The following is a 23,087-nucleotide window of genomic DNA, read 5'->3' on the forward strand; positions in this document are numbered from 1 at the left end:
CGCATCGCTGCGCCCGAAGGCTTTGTTCGTGGAGCCCGATGGGCATCTCACGCGTCCCGCACACATCGGCGGGGGAGGAACTGACTGGAAACTGATCCCTACTCTTACGCAATAGTAGAGTTGATGCAAATCAACAGTCTTCGGACCGGGGTCGACACCAGGTCGGAGGCCCCCCGTAGCGTAAGAGGCATGTCGAGATCACCACGCAACCGCAGATCCCCCGCCGCACCGAGAAAGCGATCCTCTTCCGCGCTTTCGGCAGGGCACCTTCGCGTGATCGCGACCGGCGGTCTCGGCGAGATCGGCCGGAACATGACCGTCTTCGAGTTCGACGGAAAACTGCTCATCGTCGACTGCGGTGTGCTCTTCCCCGAGGAACATCAGCCCGGTGTCGACGTCATCCTCCCCGACTGGAGTTGCATCCGAGATCGCCTCGACGACGTCGTCGCGATCGTCCTCACCCACGGACACGAGGACCACATCGGCGGTGTCCCCTATCTGCTTCGCGAACGGGGCGACATCCCCGTCATCTCGTCGCGGCTGACACTGCACTTCCTGGCTGCCAAATTCGAGGAGTTCAAGGTCTCGACAAAGCTGATCGAGGTCGAGGCGGGGCAAACCCGTCAAGAGGGCCCGTTCGAGCTCGAGTTCATTGCCGTCAACCACTCGATTCCCGACGGTCTCGCCATCGCCATTCGCACCGACGCCGGGCTGGTGCTGCACACCGGCGACTTCAAGATGGACCAGTTCCCGCTCGATGGTCGGATCACCGACCTCCGCAGCTTCGCACGCCTCGGCGAGGAAGGGCTCGATCTACTCCTGGTCGACTCGACCAATGCCGAGGTTCCCGGGTTCATGGTCTCCGAACGCGATCTGGTCCCGGCCATCGAGAAGGTATTCCGCGAAACCTCGGGACGGGTGATCGTCTCGAGCTTCGCCAGTCACGTACACCGCATCCAGCAGGTCCTCGACGCCGCGCATGCGCAAGGCCGCAAAGTTGCATTCGTCGGGCGATCGATGGTGCGCAACATGAAGATTGCGACCGATCTGAACTACCTCGATGTGCCCGACGGACTCGTGGTCGATCTACCCAAGCTCAACCGACTTCCGGCACACAAGATCACCTTGATCTGCACCGGATCGCAGGGCGAGCCACTCGCCGCGCTGTCGCGGATGGCGTCGGGTGAGCATCAGATCAAGGTAGGCGACGGCGACACCGTACTGATGGCCAGCAGCCTCATTCCCGGAAACGAGAATGCGATCTACCGCGTCATCAACGGCCTCGTGGACAAGGGTGCACGCGTGGTGCACAAGGGAAATGCCAAGGTGCACGTCTCCGGGCACGCGAGCGCCGGCGAGTTGGTCTACTGCTACAACATCCTCGAACCCGCGAATGTGCTTCCCGTACACGGCGAGTCGCGACACCTGCGCGCCAATGCCGATCTTGCGATCAGGACCGGCGTTCCCCGCGATCGCGTGTTGATCGCCGAGAACGGGAGCGTCATCGACCTGTTCGACGGCGTTGCGCAGATCACCGGCTCCGTCCCCATCGAGCTGATCTACGTCGACGGCAGTTCCGTCGGTGGTGTGACCGAGGATTCGCTGGCCGATCGACGCCTGCTCGCCAACGAGGGCGTCCTGACCGTCATCGCGATCGTGGACCCCGACACCGGTCTGCTCGTCGACGACGTCGACTTCATCGGGCGCGGATTCGCCCACGAGGCCAACGCTTTCGACTCACTGGCCAAGGCGATCGGCAAGACCCTCACGCGCGAGAGCGACGTCAAGGTTGCCTCTCGCGAAAACATCGAGAAGCGCATCGTGCAGGAATCGGCCCGGTGGGCCAAGCAGACCCTGGGCCGTCAGCCCCTCATCGTCCCGGTGGTCGTGGACGGCTAAAGCACGTCTTCTCAGTGGCGAGGTGGGTGACCACAAGAAAGCCGCGCGCAGAACGGCTCCTGCCCGGTACGCCAAGGCCAGCTTGTCGTACCGGGTCGCCAGCCCCGCCCGATCCGAGCAAATTTTGCGTTCGGCCCCCGCAGATGATTCCGGCCCCTAGAGTCATTTGGAAAGCTCCGGTAACGATCCGGAGCTTCGACCGGGGGGTCTCGATGGGGAAGTACGCGAAGTTCGGCCGTCGGTGTGCGGCGGTGGTCGCTGCGGTTTCACTGGTGGTGTCGGGCGGGCAATGGTCGGCGGGTGCCGATCCACTCGGCGATTTCCAGAATCCGCCGCGCACCGCCGAATCGATCGCCGCGACACCGCTCGACGATCCGTGGGTCGTTCCGCCGCCCGGATACGAAACAGCCGCTCCCGGAACAGTTCTACGGACCCGCAGCGTCACCGTCGGACCACTTGTCACCCCGGTCACCACCACCCAACTGCTGGTCGCCTCGACCGACGCGAAGGACCGCCCCGCTGCCATCGTCACCAGCGTCATCGTCCCGACCGCGCCCTGGACCTCGCCCGGTCCGCGCCCTGTTGTTGCATACAACATGGCCATCGATTCGCTCGGCGCCACGTGTGAGCCATCGTGGACCATGCAACGCGGCATCGCTCCGGAAGTGGCACCCGTGCAGCTGCTTCTGGCGCGGGGCTACGCCGTCGTCGTCACCGACCATCAGGGGCCACGCCATGCGTACGCCGTCGGACCGATGGCAGCGCACGCCGTACTCGACGGTCTGCGCGGCGCGGTCACGACCGCTGCGGTCGGCCTCGATCCGACTGCGCCCCTGGGCATTACGGGCTACTCGGGCGGGGCGATCGCATCGGGCTGGGCCGTGCAGGAGCTCCGGCCTATGCCCCCGAACTGAACATCGTCGGCGCAGCGTTCGGCGGAACGCCCACCGACTTCGCGCTGCTACGTCAGTCCATGAACGGCAACGCGGCGTCGGCGGTGTTCCTCGCGGCAGCGATGGGCGTTGCGCGCGAGTACCCGGAGATGCTGTCGCTTTACAACGACGACGGGTGGCGGCTCGCACAGGCGTCGAAGGACCTGTGCATCATCGGGATTGCACCGTTCGGAGTCGTTGCTCCGATCCGCATCGAGTCTCTGTCCATCACTCCCGATGCTTTCAATTCGCCGCTGGCGCTCGCGGTTGCTGATCAGAATCGATTGGGAGACAGCGGAACCCCGACGGCACCGGTGTTCCTGTATCACGGACAGCAGGAGTTCTGGATTCCGAAGGAAGGTCCCGAGGCCGTGTTCGACAAGTGGTGTTCACGCGGAGCCGACGTCCGCCTCGAGGAATACCTGGGTGAGCACAGCATCGTTGCCGGCAGCGGAGCTCCCGGTGCGTTCGCGTGGTTGGACGACCGCCTCGCGGGAATTCCGGTTGAACCCGGATGCAGTAGCTTCGGCCGCTAGAGCCGAACCTATTCGCTCCGGGCTGCTGCTCCGCGAGTCGACAACACCTCGGTGAGCTCCTCTGCGTAGGCGAGCTGCCGCCGCAACGTGCGGCAGCTGTCCTCGGCCTTGGTGTGACATTCACGAACGAAGGCCGCGGCCGACGACCTGGCCTCGTCGGTCGCGTTCTCGTCTCCGAGAATGTCGAGAGATTCCAGTAGCTGTTTCATTTCGGCCAACGTGAAGTCGAGTGGCTTCATCCGGCGAATGACGAGCAGGCGTTCGACGTCGGACTCGGTGTATAGCCGGAAGCCGCCGACGGTCCGAGCAGAGGGCGTGACCAGACCGACATCGTCGTAGTGACGAACCGTGCGAATCGACAACTCGGTTCGCTGAGCTACCTGCCCGATCTGCATGTGCATGCCGTCGTCCGCCATGTGCCACCTCTCTTCGCCCGAGCGTCCACCCTAGTCAGTGATCGGCACCCAGGTTTCCGCTGAGGCGATCGTGCCGCTCGATGGACGGCGCATTCAGACCCACGATCTCGACCGTCTTGCCCTTTGCGGCGTACTTGGTGGTGATGGCGTCGAGGGTCGCGACGGTCGACGCGTCCCAGATGTGCGACTCCGACATGTCGATGACGACGTTCTTCGGATCTCCCACGTAGTCGAACTGATAGATCAGGTCGTTGCTCGACGCGAAGAACAGCTCGCCCTTCACTGCGTAGACGCGGGTGTCCTCGTCGGGATGAGCCACATCGATCACCTCGGTCAGGTGCGCAACCCGCCTGGCGAACAGCACCATCGCGGTGATCACTCCGACGAGCACGCCGTATGCGAGGTTGTGGGTGATCACGGTGACTGCCACGGTCGCGACCATCACGAGGGTTTCGCTCTTGGGCATGCGCCGCAACGTCTTCGGGTTGATGCTGTGCCAGTCGAAGGTTCCGATGGACACCATGATCATGACGGCGACGAGCGCGGCCATCGGAATCAGCGCGACGATGTCGCCGAGGCCGACCACCAGAATCAGCAGGAAGACGCCGGCGAGGAACGTCGAGATCCGAGTGCGCGCACCGGAGACCTTGACGTTGATCATGGTCTGGCCGATCATCGCGCAACCGCCCATGCCGCCGGTGAACCCGGTGACAAGGTTGGCCACTCCCTGGCCCCAGCCTCGCGGGTCTTGTTGGAATGCGAATCGGTGATGTCGTCGACGAGCTTGGCCGTCATCAGTGATTCGAGTAGACCCACCAACGCGATGGCAAGCGCGAACGGCGCGACGATCGACAACGTGTCGAAGGTGAACGGCACATCCGGGATCAGGAACGACGGCAGCGAGGACGGCAGTTCACCTTCGTCGCCGACGTCGGGCACGGCCAGCGCGAAGACGAGTGTGACGCCGGTCAGTATCACGATCGCGATCAGTGGTGCCGGCACGATGGTGGTGAGCTTGGGCAGGAAGAACATGATGGCCAGGCCCACGGCGACCATCGGGTAGACCAACCACGGCACACCGATCAGGTACGGGATCTGCGAGGAGAAGATCAGAATCGCCAGTGCGTTGACGAACCCGACCATGACGCTGCGTGGGATGAACCGCATCAGTTTGGCGACGCCGAGGACGCTGAGCAGGACCTGCAGGATTCCGCCGAGGATCACGGCTGCGATGAGGTAATCGAGGCCGTAATCCCGTGCCAGCGGGGCTACGACCAGCGCGATGGCACCGGTCGCAGCGGATATCATCGCGGGACGGCCACCGACGATGGAGATCGTGACCGCCATCGTGAACGACGCGAACAGCCCGACGCGCGGATCCACCCCGGCGATGATCGAGAACGAAATGGCTTCCGGAATGAGCGCCAGTGCCACGACCAGGCCTGCGAGCACTTCGGTCTTGAGTCGCTTCGGTGAGCGCAACGCACCGAGCACCGAGACGTCTTCGATGGAGGTGGCAGGCACCTGGGCAGCTCGAGACACGACGGCTCCATTCGATGGGTGCAAGGGGGTGCTGCGCGGGAACTCTACTCTTACCGGAGGGAAGGTTACCAATCGTCGGGATCGGGCTCGTACGCTAGTTTTATACGCAAAGGCACGCCGAAACTCCCCGCGCGATGCAAGGAATCAATCGATGTTTTCGCTCAACAGGCTGTCCTGCTTCATCGCCGTCGCCGAGGAGCTGCACTTCGGACGCGCCGCCGAGCGGCTGCACATGACCCAGCCGCCCTTGAGCAGACAGATTCAACAGCTCGAAAGCGAAGTCGGCGTACAGCTGATCGACCGGACGAGCAGATCGGTCACCCTGACTGCGGCCGGCCTGGCCTTCCTTCCCGAGGCTCGACGCATTCTCGACCTCGCCGAGGGCGCACTACTGACTGTGCGACGAGTCCCCACCGGCGACCTGGGGACCGTGGTCGTCGGATTCACCGGCGCATCGGCCCATGCGGTGCTGCCGCAGTTGCTCGACACTGCACGCGCGAAGCTCCCGGATGTGAAACTCGTTCTGCGCGAGATGGTCTCGGCCGTGCAAATGGAGTCCTTGGCCGTCGGCGATCTCGATCTTGCCCTGGCCAGGCCGCCGCTCAAGCGACCGGGAATCGCATCGCGGCCGGTGCTGCACGAATCCTTGATCGCAGCGATGCCCGACACTCATTCGCTGGCCGAGAAGGACGAACTGTCGGTGGAGGACTTCGACGAGCAGCCGACCATCATGTACTCCCCCGTCGACGCCCGCTACTTCCACGAGCTGCTGATCAGCACCTTCACCATCGTCGGCGTGACCCCGCGTTACGTGCAGTACGTGACCCAGGTGCACACGATGCTGGTGCTCGTTCGCTCCGGCATCGGACTGGCATTGGTACCGGAGTCCGCGTCGACCATGCGTCCGGAAGGTGTTGTGTTCCGGCCGGTTCGGACCGTGAGGGAACGGCCCGTGGAACTCGACGCCGCCTGGCGGGTGGACAACGACAACCCGGCACTGCATCGCTTCATGTCCGATGTTCTACCGACACGTGAGTGGGCGTGATGCGACGCTGATCGAGCTGTAAGCCTCGAAGGCCCGCCCCATGGTTGGTGGCGGCGACGCCGTTCCCGGCCAACGATCACGCGTGGTGCTGATGGCGAACAATCGTTACCTACCCTTATGATTTACCCGTGCGCCTGAAAGACCACCGGCGCTGCTGCATCCAGCTTCCGACCCAGGAGGACCGCATGCATACCGTTTTCTGGACACCGCGTTTCGCTGCTGTGTACTTTCTCGCGGCGCTCGCGGCGTTCGTTTTGTTCACTGCGATCGGCTCGAACATGGCGATAGTCGCACCACTGATCCTGACCCTGATCGGACTGGGCATCGCCGTGTTGATTCGACACGGCAAGACCCGTCGATGAAGCGTTGACGAAAGCCCACCCCTCGATCGCGGTCCGACAGGCACCCAACGCGGCAATCCCAGCGGCGATTGTCAGGACATCGACGCTCTCTGCGAGACGCGTCACGTGTTGCATCGGCTCCAGTGGGTAGTCGGGTCGAATGACTACGAACAACACGCGCGCGCTGATCGTCGGTGCCACCGGTATTTCCGGGCAGGCCCTGTGCCGCGCCGCACTCGATGCCGGCTGGACCACCTACGGACTGAGTCGCAGCGGCAGTGTCCCCGTCGACGGCGTCATCCCCGTGGCCGCGGATCTGCTCGACGTGAACTCGCTCGAGAAGGCTCTGAACGACGTCCGCCCCGAGGTCGTGTTCTTCACCGCCTGGATGAAGAAGGACTCGGAGCAGGAGAACATCGAGGTCAACTCGGCGACCCTGCGCAACGTGCTGAACGTGCTCGGACCCCTCGACTCGGTGAAGCACGTCGCGCTGATGACCGGACTCAAGCACTACCTCGGTCCGTTCGATGCCTACGGCGAGGCAGTGATGGCCGAGACGCCGTTCCACGAAACCGAGGATCGCCTCGACACCCCCAACTTCTACTACGCGCAGGAAGACGAACTGTTCGCCGGTGCCGAGAAGTTCGGATTCGGCTGGAGCGTGCACCGCGCGCACACCATCTCCGGCTTCGCGGTCGGCAACGCGATGAACATGATGTTGACGCTGTCCGTGTACGCGTCGATCTGCAAGGAACTCGGCGAGAAGTTCGTCTTCCCCGGCTCCGAGATGCAGTGGAACGGGCTCACCGACCTCACCGACGCGACCTGCTCGCCGAGCAGATGGTCTGGGCAGCAACCGACGAGAACGCACACAACCAGGCGTTCAACATCGCCAACGGAGACGTCTTCCGCTGGCGCTGGCTGTGGCCGCAGTTCGCCGCGCACTTCGGGGTCGAGCCCGAGGGCTTCGACACCGAGCCGCGTCCCCTCGAACCCCCGCATGTCCGACGCGGCCGCCGCGTGGAAGCGCATCGCCGAGAAGCACGATCTGGTCGAAAGCGACGTCTCCCGTCTGGCGTCGTGGTGGCACACCGACGGTGACCTCGGCCGCGACATGGAATGCCTGACCGACATGAACAAGTCCAAGAAGGCCGGGTTCCTGGGCTTCCGATCCACTCCGGATGCCATTGCCTCGGTGATTCAGCGCTACCGAGACGCGCGCCTGATTCCCTGAGAGCGGCTGCGCCGCATGTGAGCGACTGAGCATTGGGTCGTTCCGCAGGCTCCACTCCTGGCTCGTAGTGGGCTACGAAGTTTCGCTCACATGGGGGAGGCGCCCTCGGTCAGATCCCGCACCTCGGCGTAGCGTTCCCGCACCGCCGGGGTCGGGTCTGCCTCGTACGTCTGCGACGGTGCCTGAGCCCAGGTCGGCGGCTCACTGGTGCCGGCCAGCGTCCACGCGGCCTGACGCGCGGCACCGTCGGCGACATATTCACCCGGCTCGGGCACGGTCACCGGCACTCCGAGAATCGCCGGAGCCAATGCACGCAACGCTGCGGATTTTGCGCCGCCGCCGATGAGAAGCACCCGTTTCGTCTCCACACCCTGTGCACGCAGGTGATCGATGCCGTCGGCCAAGCCACACAGCAGACCCTCGATTGCCGCGCGGGCCAGGTGACCCGGCGTCGAATTGTTCAGTCGCAGGCCGTGAATCGCGCCGGATGCATCGGGACGGTTGGGGGTGCGCTCACCCTCGAGGTACGGCACCAACACCAATCCCTCGCTGGTCGTCGACAGCGCCAATCGAGACAGTTCGTCATGGTCGACGCCCAGTAGACGCGCCGTCGCATCGAGCACTCGGGCAGCGTTGAGGGTGCACACCAACGGCAACTGCCTGCCGGTGGCGTCGGCGAATCCGGCGACCAGGCCCGAACCATCTTTTGCTGCAACCGATGTCACAGCCGATACGACGCCGGAAGTGCCCACCGAGACCACCACGTCACCGGGCTGGGCATCGAGGGCCAGGGCCGCGGCGGCGTTGTCTCCGGTACCCGGTCCGATCAGTCCACCGCTGCGCAATCGGCCGATGGCCTCGTTCGGCGCGGCGACCCGCGGAAGCTGCGGGTTGCGCCCCCGAAAACCGAACTGCAACAGGTCGGTTCGATACTCGTTCGAGGCGGCGGAGAAGTACCCGGTGCCACTGGCGTCGCCCCGATCGGTGGCCAGCGAATCCAGCCCGGACGCGCCGCCGAGTTGCCAGCTGAGCCAATCGTGCGGAAGACACACGGCCGCAGTGCGATCGGCGTTCTCCGGCTCGTGGTCGGCGAGCCATCGCAGCTTCGCGACCGTGATCGAGGCCAGCGGAACCACTCCGACGGCGTCAGCCCAGGCCTGCCCGCCGTCGACGCCGGTGTTCTTCCCCAACTCGGACACCAGGTCCGTCGCGGCCTGCGCCGACCGAGTGTCGTTCCACAGCAGGGCTTTACGAACCACTGATCCTGCGTCGTCGAGGCACACCATGCCGTGCTGCTGCGCACCGACCGACACCGCGTCCACGTCGTCGAGTCCGCCTGCTGCTGCCACCGCCTCGTCGAGCGCGTCCTTCCAACGCTGCGGGTCGATCTCGGTGCCGTCGGGATGAGCAGCTCGCCCCTGGCGCACCAGCTCTCCCGATTCGGCATCACGAACGAATACTTTGCACGATTGGGTGGAGGAGTCGATTCCTGCAACGAGAGCCACGATGAGCCGGTCCTTTCCTACGCAAGTGTGACTTGGACCCTACCCGCGGGGTTCGGCTGCCTCGGTCACGACGGTGCGTGCGTAGGCGATGGCCTGCGGCGTGGTCTCGAAAACACGGCGCGCCTCGTCGTCCTTGGTGGTGAACACACCCAACGCCGTCAGCGGCCGCAGGTGTTCGGGTTTGGCCGCAGAGATGAGGACGGTGATATGGCGGTGTTCGAGTGCGGTGATCGTGTCCTTGAGGACGATGGCTCCGGTGGCGTCGATCGTGGTCACTCGCGACATGCGCAGGATCACCACTTTCACATCCGACACGTCGGCGAGCTCGAGCAGAAAGCTGTGCGCGGCTCCGAAGAACAACGCTCCGTCGATTCGGTAGGCGACGATGTGCTCGCGCAGCAAGCTTCTTCTTCCGTCGAGACCGCGTCGAGTGCGTCCAGAGGAACCTGCTCGACCCTGGCGGATCGCGCGACAGCCCGCAGGGCCAGCACCGCAGCGAACCCGACGCCGACCGCCACCGCCGTCACCAAATCGAAGACGACCGTGACGAGGAAGGTCGCCACCATCACCACGGCGTCGCCGCGGCCCGCACGAGTGATCGCTCGAATCGACGCGGTTTCGACCATGCGCACCGTCGTTGCCAGGAGTACCCCGGCCAGCGCCGCGAGTGGAATGTCGGCCACCAAGCCCGCGGCGGAGTACATGATGGCGGCGAGGATCACGGCATGGGTGAGCGCTGCAAGCCTCGTCCGCGCCCCTGATCGAACGTTGACGGCAGTGCGGGCGATGGCACCGGTGGCGGGGATCCCGCCGAACAACGGTGCGGCGATGTTCGCCAGCCCTTGCCCGAACAGTTCACGGTCGGGGTTGTGCCGCGCGCCGACGCCCATCGAGTCCGCCGCGGTCGCGGACAGCAACGATTCCAGGGCCGCGAGTGCAGCGACGGCGAACGCCGGTGCCAACAACGCCGTCACGTCACCGAGGTGGAAGAAGCTCAGGCTCGGCGCGGAGAGCGACGACGGAATTGTGCCGATGCGGGCGATGTCGAGGTCGAACAGTTGGGTGATCACCGTTGCTCCGGCGACCGCAACCAGGGAGAACGGGATTTTCGGAGCCAGGCGGCCGCCGACGAGCATCACGATCGCGACCGTGACGGCCACGGTGGGCGTCAGAACGCTCGCGTGCGAGACGAACGAGCGGACCGCGTCGAACGCGGATTGCCACACCTTTTCGCCCTCGCGTCGGTGATACCCAGGGCCGACGGAACCTGTTGCAGCGCAATGACGACGGCGATGCCGGCGGTGAACCCTTCGATGACGGGTGCCGGCATGTACCGGACGGCTCGACCGACTCCGGCGGCGGCGAGTGCGAGCAGGATGACTCCGGCCATCAGCCCGACGGCGAGTACGCCGGTCGGCCCGTACTCGGCGACGATCGGCACGAGCACCACCGTCATGGCACCGGTCGGACCGGACACCTGGAACCGTGACCCACCGAATACCGCGGCGACGACGCCGGCAATGATCGCCGTGGTCAGGCCGGCCGCAGCACCCAATCCAGTGCTGACCCCGAAGCCGAGCGCCAGAGGCAACGCGACAAGGGCCACGATCAAACCGGCCAGCAGATCCGCACCGGGCGCGCGGAAGGCGGGTTTCCACTCGCTCCACCTGGGCAGGAGCGCTGTCACAGCACTCGAGGCGTCGGTCTTACGGTCGGGTTTCGTCGGTTCGGACATGTGACGCTCTCTGAGAACTCATCGATCCTGATCCAGCTGATTGCTAAGTTTAGCAAGTAATGAATCAGGTGAACAGCGACGTGAGACAGACCATTCGAAGCCGTCGGGTCAGGTGCGCGCCCCGGACTCGCCTTCCAGCAGCTCGGCCTGGTTGGCCACCACTCCCGTGAGTATTTCCCGCGCGACGAGCAACAGGTCGGCCACCTTCGGCGACGTCAACGTGTAGGACACCGACAGGCCTTCCCGAGTGCCTTCGATGAGACCGGCACGCCGCAGGATGGACAACTGCTGAGACAGATTGGCCGGCTCGATGCCGATCTCCGGAAGCAGCTCGGACACGGCATGCTCGCGCTCGCTCAGCAACTCCAGCACCCGAATGCGCGCGGGATGTGCAAGTGTCTTGAAGAAGTCGGCTTTCATTCTGTACAGCGGCCGGCTCTGATCCGTGGCCATGAAGTCCTCCCGTGGCACCCGCCGCCGCGCAGCAGGCTACTTGCGAACACTAGCAATCAACGGACGAAAGAGGACGACCTCCCTGCCCGTCCCGAAACTCGGCTACCTTCACTCCCATGCGCGGAGAACCCGAAGAATCCACCGACTTCAGGCTCACCGTGGCCACCGCTGCCCTCGACCTGTTCTCCGTCAAGGGCTACGAGTCGACGACGGTGGACGACATCGCCGGTGCCGCCGGAATCTCGCGTCGGACATTCTTTCGTCAGTTCCGCGCCAAGGAAGACGTGGTCTTCGCCGATCACGAAATTCTGCTCGAGCAGGCCGGCGCGTTTCTCGAATCGAACGAGGGCGATCCGTGGCGAGCCGTGTGCGATGCCGCGCAGTTGGTGTACGAGCGGTTTTCCGAGTGGCACGAGATGTCACGCCTGCGCTACCAGGTGGTCCACAAGATCCCCGCGCTGCGTGACCGAGAAATCGTCACCGTGTTTCGCTACGACAGACTCTTCGTCGAGTATCTGCAGCGCGTTCTGCCCGATCACCCTCACCTGGAGATCCTGCAGTTCTCGGCCACGGTGACCGCGACGCACAACTACATCCTTCGTCGGATGATTCGCGACGGCCTGCCGACGTCCGTCGAGGATCTGCGTTCGGCACTCGCGCAAGTCCGCGCGCAGTTCTTCGGTGAGATCGTCGTCGCGTCGTTCCCCCGGGGCACGTCCGTCACCAAAGTCGTCGACGCGTTGGCTGATCACACAAGCGCCTGACTGACCCGGCCCGAGTGGCACTGAGTGCCGGATGCCCGAGACCCGGTCTTGAATCGGTCCGAATTCGGACGTACACTGGGGCAATCCTTGGCACTGAGTGCCCTCTGTGGGCAGTGCTACCCCCGACATACCGAGGAGCGTGGCCGACATGGCCGGAAATCCCGACTTCGATCTGTATCAATCGCCCGAAGAGCACGACGAACTGCGCGCGGCCATTCGGGCGCTCTCGGAGAAGGAGATCGCCCCGTACGCCAAAGAGGTCGACGAGGACTCCCGCTTCCCCGAGGAAGCACTCAAAGCGCTGAACGCCTCGGGCTTCAACGCCATCCACGTTCCCGAGGAATACGACGGCCAGGGTGCCGATTCTGTCGCTGCCTGCATCGTCATCGAGGAGGTTGCACGCGTCTGCGGTTCATCCTCGCTGATTCCCGCGGTCAACAAGCTCGGCACGATGGGCCTGATCCTCAAGGGCTCCGAGGAACTCAAGAAGCAGGTCCTGCCCTCCCTCGCCGGTGGCGCGATGGCGTCGTACGCCCTGTCCGAGCGTGAAGCAGGATCCGACGCCGCCGCCATGCGCACCCGTGCCAAGCGGACGGTGACGACTGGATCCTCAACGGTGCCAAGTGTTGGATCACCAACGGCGGCAAGTCCGAGTGGTACACCGTCATGGCCGTGACCGATCCCGACAAGGGTGCCAACGGCATCAGCTCGTTCATCGTGCACATCGACGACGAGGGCTTCAGCATCGGCCCGAAGGAGAAGAAGCTCGGCATCAAGGGCTCGCCCACCACCGAGCTGTACTTCGAGAACTGCAAGATCCCCGGCGATCGCATCATCGGCGATCCCGGCACCGGCTTCAAGACTGCGCTGGAAACGCTCGACCACACCCGCCCGACCATCGGCGCACAGGCCGTCGGTCTGGCACAGGGTGCTCTCGACGCAGCCATCGCATACACCAAGGACCGCAAGCAGTTCGGCAACGCGATCTCGAGCTTCCAGGCTGTGCAGTTCATGCTCGCCGACATGGCGATGAAGGTCGAAGCCGCACGTCTGATGGTCTACAGCTCCGCGGCCCGCGCCGAGCGCGGCGAGAAGAACCTGGGATTCATCTCCGCGGCAGCGAAATGCTTCGCCTCGGACGTGGCCATGGAGGTCACCACCGACGCCGTGCAGCTCTTCGGCGGTGCCGGCTACACCACCGACTTCCCGGTCGAGCGCATGATGCGCGACGCCAAGATCACCCAGATCTACGAGGGCACCAACCAGATTCAGCGTGTCGTCATGTCGCGGGCGCTGCTCAAATGAGCAACATCGAACTCGTAGGCGTCATCGGCGGCGGCACCATGGGAGCCGGCATCGCCGAGATGTGTGCTCGCTCCGGCAGTTCCGTGATGATCCTGGAAACGAGTCAGGCCACCGCCGACGCTGCCGAAGCTCGCCTGGACAAGTCCTTCGCGCGTGCCGTGAAGTCCGGCCGCATCGAAGCCGACGCAGCCGAGAAGGCTAGGGCCGCAATCACATTGACGCTCGACATCAACGATTTCGCAGACCGCGATCTGGTGGTGGAGGCGGCTCCGGAGATCGAATCGCTCAAGCTGGATCTGTTCGGCAAGCTCGATTCCATCGTCAAGCCCGAGGGAATCCTGGCGACCAACACCTCGTCGATTCCGGTCATCAAGATGGCCAACGCGACGAAGCGTCCCGACAAGGTCGTCGGAGTTCATTTCTTCAACCCCGTGCCGGTGCTGCCGTTGGTGGAGATCGTCGTCAGCCTGCTCACCAGCGAAGAGACCGTGGCAGCGGTGACGGACTACGCCGGAAACACGTTGGGCAAGAAGACGATCCGCGCGGGCGATCGCGCCGGATTCATCGTCAATGCCTTGCTCATCCCGTACATGGTCTCGGCCATCCGCATGCTCGAGTCCGGCTTCGCCAGTGCAGAGGACATCGACGAGGGCATGGTCAACGGTTGCGCACACCCCATGGGCCCGTTGCGTCTGACCGACACCGTCGGCCTCGACGTCACCCTCGCGGTGGCCGAGTCGCTCTACGCGGAGTTCCGCGAGCCGCACTACGCCCCGCCGCCGCTGCTGCAGCGCATGGTGGACGCCGGAATGCTGGGTCGCAAAACCGGTAAGGGTTTCTACACGTATTCGTAGTAGTCCCCCGCGTCTGCGTGAATGGTCCATTCACCCCCGTCAGGCCGGTGAATGGACCATTCACGCCTTCGCGAGAGGTCAGTCCTTCGGCCCACCGGCGGCGTAGACGACCTGGCCCGAGATGAAGCCGGCACCCTCGCTGACGAAGAACGACGCCAGGTGCGCGATGTCGTCGGGGTGTCCGACGCGATTGACCGGAATCTGCGACGCCGCAGCGGCTTTGAAGTCCTCGAAGGGCATGCCGACGCGTTCTGCGGTGGCCGCCGTCATCTCCGTCTCAATGAACCCGGGGGCGATGGCGTTGGCGGTGACGCCGAACTTGCCGAGTTCGATGGCGAGGGTCTTGGTGAAGCCCTGCATTCCGGCCTTGGCGGCGGAGTAGTTGGCCTGGCCGCGGTTGCCGAGGGCGGACGTGCTCGACAGGTTGACGATGCGACCCCACTTGGCGTCGATCATGTGCTTCTGGACCGCGCGGGTCATCAGGAACGATCCACGCAGGTGTACGCCCAGAACGGAATCCCAATCCTGCACCGTCATCTTGAACAGCAGGTTGTCGCGGGTGATGCCGGCGTTGTTGATCAGTACGGTCGGCGCACCGAACTCGCTCGCGATGCGATCGACCGCAGTCTGGACCGATTCCTCGTCGGCGACGTTGGCACCGATGGCCACTGCCTGTCCACCGGCAGCCTGGATTGCGCCGACGGTGTCGCTGCACGCGGCCTCGTCGAGGTCCACAACGGCGACTCCGAAACCGTCCTTGGCCAGCCGCTTCGCTACCGCAGCGCCGATTCCACGCGCACTACCGGTGACTATGGCCGTCTTGATCTGATCACTCACGAATATCTCCTGACAATGGCCGAATCGAATTACCTGTCATCTGTTTCTACCAACCCCGGCAGCGCAGTCAGTACGCAGCCACCGCACCGTCGAGTGCCTTCTGCATTCCCTGCGCCACCACGCGGGTGAAGTCGATCGGCTTTTCCGGCAGATCGGTGATGGGCGAATCGATGTAGACGCTCGCCTGCTTCACCTTCGGTACGCCGGGGCCGTAGCTCAGACCGATGCAGATCAGCACCGGCTCGACCCCGAGCTTGCGCGCCCGCATCGCGATGTGGCCGATACCGCTGCGACGTGCTGCACCGTCGTCGGATCCTCGAGATTGCAGGTTCCCTCGGGAAACACCGCGAGGTCGTCGCCCCGCTTCATTCGCTCGGCGCTGACGTCCATCATGCGGCTGCCGGCTGCGCTGACGGCCCGCATGCCGTGATTCTTGCCGCGAAAGACGGGGATGCCACCCATCATGTCGATTCGCTTGCGCTGCTTCGGTTCCTGAAACAGCTCATCCTTGGCCAATACCCGTGTGCGGCCGATGACCGGACGCAACGGCGACGCCCATGCCGCCGCTGCGAGCGTGTACGGATCGTTCTCGGTCAGATGATTGACCGCGATGAGCAGACGCGTGTTGTCGTAGACAAGACGACGCAGCTCCTCACGGGCACCGTCGGGATACGACACCCGCGGGCGGAAGCGTCGGGCGAGGGTGGCATACGCCAACCTCGCGACCTGACGATTCTGCTGGTGTCGCAGGTAGAAGTCGTACACGGTCACATCGTTTTCGAGAATTACCGCAGGCCGATCCATGACGCGAGCTTAGCCTCACACCCGCTTCGAACCCATAGCCCGGATCCCGACGGCAAGTCCGACCGCCGCAGTGGCCGCGGCCGCCACGACACCTGCCGTCACCGTCGAACTCGCGAAGTCGCCGGCGAACAGTGCACGTTCGGCGTCGACGAGATATCCGAGGGGGTTGATGTTCACCAGGAACTGCATCCAACCGGGGGCGGCCGTCAGCGGCAGCATCGTGCCGGAGAGGATGAGCAGCGGGAACATCAAGGTCTGCTGGATGGACCAGAACACCCAATCCTGCCCGCGCACAGCCAGAGCCAATGCATAGGACAGTGCACCGAGTCCGACGCCGAACACACCGAGCAGCACGATTCCGACGGCGGCACCGATCGGATTCACGGACAGGCCTAGCGGTAATGCCACCAGAACGATCAGCACGGCCTGTGCGCCCAGCGGCACCATTTCCTTGAACGCACGCCCGACGAGCAGCGCCGATCGCGGCAACGGTGTCACCAGCATTCGTTCGTGAGACCCCTGTTGCAACTCGGCCAACAGATTCGAGCCCGTCATGGACGTTCCGAAGATGGTGATCATCGCGAGCACACCGGGAACGAACCAGTCCCACACACTTCCGTCCCCGAGACCGGGAACATCGGCGAGCAGTGGGCCGAACAGCGCGAGCAGGATCAGGGGTTGAATGAGGCTGAAGATGACGGTGAACGGATCGCGGACCATCGGCCGCAGCTCCCGACCCATCACCAACGTGCTTCCGGAGAGAACGTTCATCGCAGTTCTCCTGCCATGTTTGCGTTGTCGAGTGCCGCGGCGCTCTCGCGCAGACTGCGCCCGGTGAGGCCGAGAAACACATCGTCGAGAGTAGGCCTCGTCATGTCCGCCGTGAGCACCCGTATGCCGTGAGACTCACTGAGTCGCAGCAACTCCGGCAACACCGACTCGGCGCGCTCGACCCGGATGTTCAGCCTCGAACCCGCAACCGTCACGTCCTTGATACCGGCAACCCCGGCCAGGAGCGGAGCCAGCGCCGACGCGTCGGACACGGTGAGGACGACGAGATCGCCTGCCAGTTCGGACTTGAGCGCCGTGGCGGTGTCGTCGGCGATGACGGTGCCGCGGTCGACGACGATCACCCGCTCGGCCATGGAATCGGCCTCGTCGAGATAGTGCGTGGTGAGCACGATGGTGGTGCCCATCTCGCGTCTGAGCCGCAGAATGTGGTCCCACAGATTGGCTCTGCTCTGCGGATCCATGCCGGTGGTCGGCTCGTCGAGAAACAGCAGGGGTGGCCGATGCACCAAACCCAGCGCGATGTCGAGCCGTCGACGCTGCCCACCGGACAGAGTCGAGACCGTACGGCCCGCGAGTTCACCGAGTTCGAGCGCCTCGATCAATTCGTCTGCGCGACTGCGCGATCGGGGACGCGTCATGCCGTAGCACAGGCCTTGCACGACGAGTTCGTCCCGGACGCGCTGATTGTGGCCCGCGCCGTTCCCCTGCCCCACGTAGCCGAGGCTGCGTCGAACTCGATCCCGGTCCTTGCCCACGTCGAACCCCGCGATGCGGGCCGAGCCCGACGTCGGTGACAGCAGGGTGGTCAGCATCCGCAGAGTGGTCGACTTACCGGCCCCGTTGGGACCCAGCAGCGCCACCAGTTCTCCCTCACCGATCGTCAGATCGATGCCGCGCACCGCCTCCACGGTCTTCTTGCCTTGCCGAAAAGTCTTGGTCAATCCCGATGTTTCGATCATGTGTGACGCCCCTCGTCGTAGCGGTGAATCCCTACGACGGAGACGCTAGAAACGATCGCGGTCAGCTTCGGTCCGCGTTGCCGATACCGCGAGGAATCAGCCGAAGACGGGAAACTTTCGCTTGCTGGCGAGGGCGTCCATCCCGGACTGGATGCTCGCGCGCACCTCGTCGTATTTGGCTTCGACGTACGCCCCGTCCTCGCACCGAGCCGGATCGTGGTCCAGTTCGACCGGCGGCATGAAACGGGTACGGATCTTGGCGGGCAACGGAATCTGTGGCAGCGCGGCGGGCGCGATGATCCAGGGAAGCGAGATCGCGATGGGAAACACCTTCAACCGTGCAATCTTGTCCAGCTTCAGCGCTTTCGACAGCTTGTCACCGCGAATCAGTACCGGCATCGCGTCGGCCCCACCCACCGTCGCCACCGGCACGATGGGTACACCCATCCGAATGGCAAGCTTGATGAAACCGGTTCGACCACCGAGGGTGGCCTCGTCACGCTTGCTCCAGGGCCGCAACGAATCGACCTCACCGCCCGGCCACACGATGACGTCCCGGCCCTCGGCCAGTGCCGTCGACATCGAGTCCGGTGCTGCGGGCAGCACGCCCATGGATCGAAAGACTTTGCCGATCAACGGGAACGCCATCAGCGCATCGTGCGCGGTGCCGTGCAGAATCCGCTTCTCGCCGAAGTGTCGCCACCATTGCGCGCCGACGGTCCACGCGTCCCACACGAACGGCGCACCCGAATGCACCCCCACGACCAGTACCGGCGACTCGGGGATGGTCTCCCAACCATCGATCTCCATTCGGAAGTACCGGTCCATCACCCCGTTCCACAGCCGCTGCTGACGGTCCATCGCGACGGTGTTCTGATCGTCGAGGTCCCAGCCGCCTGCGCGTTCGGCAACAACGGCTCCGAGACCACCGGACGCGTTCGCCCGTCGCTCCTTCATCTTCAGGCGCGCGGCTGCGGCGTACCGCTGCGCTTGCTCGCGCAACTGTTCCGCCGTCGGTTCCCCCGGCGAGTCTCCAGTGCGATCCCCACCCGTTACGTGATCCCCATCACTCATACTGGCACCGTACTCTACCGCACCCGAGTCGACCGACGACCGGAGCTCGTAACCCCACGGGGCTTGCAGACTGTCCGATATGGTCGAAATTCGAGCCGAACGAACGAGGTAACCCCCATGGATCCGATCGAACCGGCATACGGAACGACTGTATTGCTGCTGATCGCAGCCGCAGCCGTAGCAATCTTGTTGTTCCTCATCATGAAGGTGAAGCTGCACGCCTTCGTCTCACTCGTCCTGGTCAGCGCGGTCACCGCTGTCGCGGCGGGAATTCCGCTGACAGACGTACCGTCGGCCCTGCTCTCGGGCTTCAGTTCCACGCTCGGATCGGTTGCCCTACTCGTCGCCTTGGGCGTGATGGTCGGCCGACTGCTCGAAATCACCGGTGGCGCACAAGTATTGGCCGACACCCTGATCAACCGCTTCGGTGCCAAACGCGCACCGCTCGCCCTCGGTGTCGCCGCACTCATCTTCGGCTTCCCCATCTTCTTCGACGCCGGGCTCGTCGTGTTCCTGCCGATCATCTTCACCGTCGCCAAACGTTTCGGTGGATCGGTGCTGCTGTACGCACTCCCCACCGCGGGCGCGTTCGCGGCGATGCACGCCATCGTTCCCCCCGCATCCCGGTCCCGTCGCCGCCACCGAGCTTCTCGGCGGCGATATCGGATCGGTACTGCTGGTCGGCGTCCCCGTCGCCGTCATCTCCTGGTTCGTCGGCTCGTACCTCGTCGGTACCCAGCTCGGTAAGCGGTTCCACACCTTGCCCGCCGACATCTTCTCCGGCGGAGCACCCGCCTCGGAGGAGCACGACAAGGAGATGGCTGCACTACGCAATCCGGCTCCGAAGTTCGCCGCGGTGCTGTTCATTCTGCTGACGCCTCTGGTGCTGATCTCCCTCAACACCGTGGTCAACACTCTGACCACCTCGGGCGTGCTGACCGGAGACGAGACCTGGGCCGCTGCCCTCACGCTCATCGGTCAGACACCCATCGCACTGCTCATCACCTTGCTCCTGGCTTTGTTCATCCTCGCGCCGGGGCGCTTCCCGGTGGCCGACGGTGCCAAGTACATGGATCAGGCTCTCGGGCCCATCTGCTCGATCATCCTGATCACCGGTGCTGGCGGCATGTTCGGAGGTGTGCTTCGGGCCAGTGGCATCGGGCAGTCCCTCACCTCCTCGTTGTCCGATCTAGGACTGCCGATTCTGTTGCAGGCCTTCCTGATCGCCACCGCGCTACGCGTCGCGCAGGGTTCGGCCACCGTTGCGCTCACCACCACCGCTGGGCTGATCTCGGTGCAGGTGGCGGAGCTGGATCTGAGCAACTTCAAGATCGCGCTGCTCGTCTTCGCGCTCGCTGCAGGAGCCACCGTTCTCTCTCACGTCAACGACTCCGGCTTCTGGCTCGTCAGCCGCTTCTTCGGCATGGACGAGAAGACCACACTGAAAACCTGGACCGTCATGGAAACCACGCTCGGACTGGCGATATTCGCACTCGCGTCGCTGCTGTGGGTGGTGTTCTAGCGGGGACCTCACTCGTCGGCTTCGAAGACGCATCCCCCGGATGGAAGCTCCAGGACGATGACGTCGTGGTCCTCTCCGGTGACGATTGCGGTGAAGACCACCTCCAACCCATTCATCGACACCCACCAGTTCATGTTGGCACCGCGCACACGCGGCACCTGCCGGTACACCGCTCGGGCGTCCTCGACCATGGCCGACGGATGCAGCCTCCGAGCAGTCTCGATGACGATGCGGCGGACATGGTCGAGATCGATCAGGTCGTCGTCGTCAGACAGCTGCGATGGGCGAAAGTCGACGAGCGCGAACGGTATTCGAACAATCGGGAGCGCAACCGCATGTGCCATCGATCCCCCCGGCAACCCGGGGTCGCACCACTGGAGCGCGCCGTCCTCGAACGAGGGTGTCAGCTCGTCGTAGATCGCCGATCCGGTCTCGACGCTACGGCACAGGGCTGCGATGAACTCGGTCAGCGAGTCGAACCAGGGTCCGCCCTCGTCGGCACCTTCGTAGGTGAACATACGGACACAACCTTGCCGGGCACCTGGGCGCGTGTCGACGTAAAGTGGGCCGCCTCCACCGTCTTCGGCGAACGGAACATACGCCGGGACGAACATCTCCGCCGTCTCGCCGGCCTCCTGGGCTCGAACGACGGCCGGCCAATCGTCGCCCAGATCGTCGATCGAATGCGGGCCTTCGAGGCTGAACCTGTGCCTATCCACAACTCGGTCGAGCGAGTAGAGCGTAAAGCCCGGCAGCACGGATCCGACCGGAACATGCTCCTCGCCTGAGGTTTCGTGCTGACCGTCGTGCAGTCCGTAGAACTCGCACAGCTCGTCCGTCCACGGAGTCGTCGCTCGTTCCGCAGCCTCGCGCTCGTCCACCGACCGTGGGGGCCGAATCGCGGCAGCGGTGACTGGTGCACGCTCACGCAGTGTCGCCATGTACGCAGTCCATACCTCGGTGAGGTTCACGACTCGAACTTAACGGGTCTCGATCCGCGTGGGGGTTCGACGCGAGTCTTCATTCCGCAGACAACCGCTCGTTTATGCTGCGATTATGGGCGAAATCCCCTTCAGTCGTATCGATGATGCGAGGTAATCGTGAGTGATCGCATTCGATTCGACGGAGTGCTCGAACCGTTGACGTGGGGCAAGAACACGTACACGATCATCCGAGTTCCGACTCGATTGGTCGAGGCAGCGGAGCGGTGGCCGACTCGCCGAATCGACGGCTCGATCGACGGACTGAGTCTCAATCTCGGTCTCACCAAAGCGGGTTCGGATGTGATGCCCGGGTCGTTCGTCTACATCGGTGCGGGGCTTCAGCGCCGATTGGGTGCCCGCGCCGGTGATGCTCTCTCCTGCGAGTTCAAGCCGGCCGACCCCGATCTGGTTCCGGTGCCGCAGGACGTCGCGGAGGCGATGGAGGCGGCGCACTGCACATCCGCGTGGGAGCGGAAGCGGCCGAGTGAGCGGCGTCAGTTGTTGATGCCGATCGACAACGCTGCACGAGAGCAGACCCGAGCAGATCGCGTAGCGCGACTGGTCGGGATGTTGACGGAGAATCCGCAGCCGGACAGTTGAGGGCCCAGGCCCTTCGTCACTGCACCGGCATCAGGATCCGCCACGCCCCCAACGCCAGTGAGCCGACGGTCACGAGCAGGAACAGGCCGACCCAGACGATGCCGGGAAGGAAGGTCAACCGAGCCAGCTGATCGGCGTCGGAGTCCCGAGCCCGTCCTGCGCTGCGTGATTTCTGCAGTTCGAGAACGGGACGCGGACCGGCGATCAGCAGGAAGAACGTGATGAAGTACGCCGCAGCGACCTGTTGCTCGCCGGTGCCCCACCAGGACACGACGAACAGGGCAGCGCCGACGACGACAAGCGAGAGCAGCCCGTAGATGTTGCGAATCATCAACAGCATCAACGCAATCGACACCACGCCGATCCACAGCACCGCGACTGCATGCTGGGTTCCGAGCACGAACGCGGCACCCAGACCGAGCAGCGACGGCCCCACGTAGCCGGCGAAGGTCATCGCGATGCGCCGAGGCCGGTGGGCTTGCCCTTGGAGATCGCGACGCCCGAGGTGTCCGAATGCAACCGCAGGCCCATCAACTGACGACCGGTGATCAGTGCGACGAACAGATGAGCGCCTTCGTGCGCGATGGTCACGACGTTGCGCGCGATCCGCCAGGTCTGCGGCAACACGACTATGACAAGTGCAGCCAGGGCAGCGACTTGGACGATCCACACCGGTGGATCAGGACTCACCGCGGAAATGCGGTCCCAGAATTCGTTCACACCACACCCTATGTGAACGGAACTTCGTAGCAGACTACGAAGTTCCGTTCACCTGGGACGGTCAGGACGCGCGTGCTTCGGCCTTCGCGCGTTCGCGGGCGAGGGAGCGATCGCGCATCTCCTCGAACTTGGTGGCCTGACGTTCGAGGTCTTCGAGGAACGCGGCGAGTTCTTCGCGCTTGTTCTCACCGCGTGCGGTGAAGTCGTTGCGCTCGAAGACGCTCCACTTGCGCAG

At 64.3% G+C, this 23,087-nt stretch carries 17 protein-coding genes and 7 pseudogenes; 11 read left to right on the forward strand and 13 right to left on the reverse strand.

Translation table 11 applies throughout. From position 1 onward, the window contains the following. Window positions 1–273: 273 nt before the first annotated feature. The 3 genes from RHBS_RS02670 to RHBS_RS02675 all read left to right on the forward strand — a co-directional run bounded on the left by RHBS_RS02670 (window position 274) and on the right by RHBS_RS02675 (window position 3,367). On the forward strand, window positions 274–1,899 hold the full coding sequence (locus RHBS_RS02670; protein ID WP_128644760.1) for a ribonuclease J: 1,626 nt from the start codon (window positions 274–276) through the stop codon (window positions 1,897–1,899). A 212-nt stretch (window positions 1,900–2,111) separates the two neighbouring features. After that, complete coding sequence (locus RHBS_RS31375; RefSeq protein ID WP_272913836.1) at window positions 2,112–2,813, forward strand: lipase family protein; 702 nt, start codon at window positions 2,112–2,114, stop codon at window positions 2,811–2,813. Between the two features lie 2 nt (window positions 2,814–2,815). Next, window positions 2,816–3,367: a lipase family protein gene (locus tag RHBS_RS02675; protein ID WP_272913837.1), complete on the forward strand. Its 552-nt coding sequence runs from the start codon at window positions 2,816–2,818 to the stop codon at window positions 3,365–3,367. Between the two features lie 8 nt (window positions 3,368–3,375). Here the strand turns inward: RHBS_RS02675 and RHBS_RS02680 are convergent, their stop codons facing one another. Both RHBS_RS02680 and RHBS_RS02685 read right to left on the reverse strand, forming a co-directional pair. Then, a complete protein-coding gene (locus RHBS_RS02680; protein WP_128644761.1) occupies window positions 3,376–3,783 on the reverse strand; it encodes a MerR family transcriptional regulator in 408 nt (135 codons plus the stop codon). 34 nt (window positions 3,784–3,817) lie between these two features. Then, window positions 3,818–5,325 (reverse strand): annotated as a pseudogene (locus tag RHBS_RS02685) (SulP family inorganic anion transporter). Between the two features lie 151 nt (window positions 5,326–5,476). Here RHBS_RS02685 and RHBS_RS02690 point away from each other — a divergent pair. The 3 genes from RHBS_RS02690 (at window position 5,477) to RHBS_RS02695 (ending at window position 7,945) form a co-directional block, all read left to right on the forward strand. Next, complete coding sequence (locus tag RHBS_RS02690; RefSeq protein WP_128644762.1) at window positions 5,477–6,370, forward strand: LysR substrate-binding domain-containing protein; 894 nt, start codon at window positions 5,477–5,479, stop codon at window positions 6,368–6,370. A 185-nt stretch (window positions 6,371–6,555) separates the two neighbouring features. Continuing rightward, window positions 6,556–6,732 carry a hypothetical protein gene (locus RHBS_RS28680; RefSeq protein WP_187298337.1) on the forward strand — a complete coding sequence of 59 codons (177 nt, stop codon included), beginning with the start codon at window positions 6,556–6,558 and terminating at the stop codon, window positions 6,730–6,732. Window positions 6,733–6,871: 139 nt separating this feature from the next. After that, on the forward strand, window positions 6,872–7,945 hold the full coding sequence (locus RHBS_RS02695) for an NAD-dependent epimerase/dehydratase family protein (protein ID WP_237668952.1): 1,074 nt from the start codon (window positions 6,872–6,874) through the stop codon (window positions 7,943–7,945). Window positions 7,946–8,031: 86 nt separating this feature from the next. Here RHBS_RS02695 and RHBS_RS02700 read toward each other — a convergent pair whose 3' ends face one another. From RHBS_RS02700 to RHBS_RS02710, 3 genes and pseudogenes are all read right to left on the reverse strand, one after another. After that, a complete protein-coding gene (locus tag RHBS_RS02700; protein WP_128644763.1) occupies window positions 8,032–9,450 on the reverse strand; it encodes a xylulokinase in 1,419 nt (472 codons plus the stop codon). Between the two features lie 39 nt (window positions 9,451–9,489). Continuing rightward, a pseudogene (locus RHBS_RS02705) lies at window positions 9,490–11,185 on the reverse strand (SulP family inorganic anion transporter). A 108-nt stretch (window positions 11,186–11,293) separates the two neighbouring features. After that, window positions 11,294–11,638: a helix-turn-helix transcriptional regulator gene (locus RHBS_RS02710; RefSeq protein WP_128644764.1), complete on the reverse strand. Its 345-nt coding sequence runs from the start codon at window positions 11,636–11,638 to the stop codon at window positions 11,294–11,296. Between the two features lie 116 nt (window positions 11,639–11,754). Here RHBS_RS02710 and RHBS_RS02715 point away from each other — a divergent pair, with 116 nt between their 5' ends. The 3 genes and pseudogenes from RHBS_RS02715 (at window position 11,755) to RHBS_RS02725 (ending at window position 14,561) form a co-directional block, all read left to right on the forward strand. Continuing rightward, window positions 11,755–12,402 carry a TetR family transcriptional regulator gene (locus RHBS_RS02715; RefSeq protein ID WP_121871343.1) on the forward strand — a complete coding sequence of 216 codons (648 nt, stop codon included), beginning with the start codon at window positions 11,755–11,757 and terminating at the stop codon, window positions 12,400–12,402. 139 nt (window positions 12,403–12,541) lie between these two features. Then, window positions 12,542–13,707 (forward strand): annotated as a pseudogene (locus RHBS_RS02720) (acyl-CoA dehydrogenase). Between the two features lie 5 nt (window positions 13,708–13,712). Continuing rightward, a complete protein-coding gene (locus RHBS_RS02725) occupies window positions 13,713–14,561 on the forward strand; it encodes a 3-hydroxybutyryl-CoA dehydrogenase (protein WP_272913838.1) in 849 nt (282 codons plus the stop codon). A gap of 78 nt (window positions 14,562–14,639) precedes the next feature. On the opposite strand, the gene RHBS_RS02730 is transcribed toward RHBS_RS02725, so the two are convergent. From RHBS_RS02730 to RHBS_RS02750, 5 genes and pseudogenes are all read right to left on the reverse strand, one after another. Continuing rightward, window positions 14,640–15,398: an SDR family oxidoreductase gene (locus RHBS_RS02730; protein WP_032396725.1), complete on the reverse strand. Its 759-nt coding sequence runs from the start codon at window positions 15,396–15,398 to the stop codon at window positions 14,640–14,642. Window positions 15,399–15,465: 67 nt separating this feature from the next. Beyond that, window positions 15,466–16,202 (reverse strand): annotated as a pseudogene (locus RHBS_RS02735) (lysophospholipid acyltransferase family protein). A gap of 15 nt (window positions 16,203–16,217) precedes the next feature. Then, window positions 16,218–16,973 (reverse strand): ABC transporter permease, encoded by a 756-nt coding sequence (locus RHBS_RS02740; protein ID WP_128644766.1) that lies wholly within the window; start codon window positions 16,971–16,973, stop codon window positions 16,218–16,220. After that, window positions 16,970–17,953 carry an ATP-binding cassette domain-containing protein gene (locus RHBS_RS02745; RefSeq protein ID WP_128644767.1) on the reverse strand — a complete coding sequence of 328 codons (984 nt, stop codon included), beginning with the start codon at window positions 17,951–17,953 and terminating at the stop codon, window positions 16,970–16,972. Before RHBS_RS02745 ends, RHBS_RS02740 begins: the two co-directional genes overlap by 4 nt. 96 nt (window positions 17,954–18,049) lie before the next feature. Continuing rightward, complete coding sequence (locus RHBS_RS02750; RefSeq protein ID WP_374700521.1) at window positions 18,050–18,910, reverse strand: lysophospholipid acyltransferase family protein; 861 nt, start codon at window positions 18,908–18,910, stop codon at window positions 18,050–18,052. A gap of 234 nt (window positions 18,911–19,144) precedes the next feature. Here RHBS_RS02750 and RHBS_RS02755 point away from each other — a divergent pair. Next, a pseudogene (locus RHBS_RS02755) lies at window positions 19,145–20,549 on the forward strand (GntP family permease). 8 nt (window positions 20,550–20,557) lie between these two features. On the opposite strand, the gene RHBS_RS02760 reads toward RHBS_RS02755, so the two are convergent. Continuing rightward, the gene (locus RHBS_RS02760) at window positions 20,558–21,520 is read right to left on the reverse strand and encodes an SMI1/KNR4 family protein (RefSeq protein WP_128644769.1); all 963 of its coding nucleotides are present in this window, start codon (window positions 21,518–21,520) and stop codon (window positions 20,558–20,560) included. Between the two features lie 129 nt (window positions 21,521–21,649). On the opposite strand from RHBS_RS02760, the gene RHBS_RS02765 reads away from it, so the two are divergent. Continuing rightward, window positions 21,650–22,132: a YdeI/OmpD-associated family protein gene (locus RHBS_RS02765; protein ID WP_128644770.1), complete on the forward strand. Its 483-nt coding sequence runs from the start codon at window positions 21,650–21,652 to the stop codon at window positions 22,130–22,132. A gap of 16 nt (window positions 22,133–22,148) precedes the next feature. Here RHBS_RS02765 and RHBS_RS31705 read toward each other — a convergent pair. Both RHBS_RS31705 and RHBS_RS30085 read right to left on the reverse strand, forming a co-directional pair. After that, window positions 22,149–22,852 (reverse strand): annotated as a pseudogene (locus RHBS_RS31705) (M50 family metallopeptidase). Between the two features lie 61 nt (window positions 22,853–22,913). Further along, window positions 22,914–23,087, reverse strand: a pseudogene (locus tag RHBS_RS30085) (acyl-ACP desaturase); the annotation flags it as partial.

Source organism: Rhodococcus sp. BS-15, from assembly GCF_000813105.1.
Classification (GTDB): Bacteria; Actinomycetota; Actinomycetes; order Mycobacteriales; family Mycobacteriaceae; genus Rhodococcoides.

Coding starts and splice junctions, on each gene's coding strand:
- RHBS_RS31375 (WP_272913836.1), top strand. CDS start 2,112: ATGGGGAAGTACGCGAAGTTCGGCCGTCGGTGTGCGGCGGTGGTCGCT.
- RHBS_RS02680 (WP_128644761.1), bottom strand. CDS start 3,783: ATGGCGGACGACGGCATGCACATGCAGATCGGGCAGGTAGCTCAGCGA.
- RHBS_RS02690 (WP_128644762.1), top strand. CDS start 5,477: ATGTTTTCGCTCAACAGGCTGTCCTGCTTCATCGCCGTCGCCGAGGAG.
- RHBS_RS28680 (WP_187298337.1), top strand. CDS start 6,556: ATGCATACCGTTTTCTGGACACCGCGTTTCGCTGCTGTGTACTTTCTC.
- RHBS_RS02695 (WP_237668952.1), top strand. CDS start 6,872: ATGACTACGAACAACACGCGCGCGCTGATCGTCGGTGCCACCGGTATT.
- RHBS_RS02710 (WP_128644764.1), bottom strand. CDS start 11,638: ATGGCCACGGATCAGAGCCGGCCGCTGTACAGAATGAAAGCCGACTTC.
- RHBS_RS02715 (WP_121871343.1), top strand. CDS start 11,755: ATGCGCGGAGAACCCGAAGAATCCACCGACTTCAGGCTCACCGTGGCC.
- RHBS_RS02740 (WP_128644766.1), bottom strand. CDS start 16,973: ATGAACGTTCTCTCCGGAAGCACGTTGGTGATGGGTCGGGAGCTGCGG.
- RHBS_RS02745 (WP_128644767.1), bottom strand. CDS start 17,953: ATGATCGAAACATCGGGATTGACCAAGACTTTTCGGCAAGGCAAGAAG.
- RHBS_RS02750 (WP_374700521.1), bottom strand. CDS start 18,910: ATGAAGGAGCGACGGGCGAACGCGTCCGGTGGTCTCGGAGCCGTTGTT.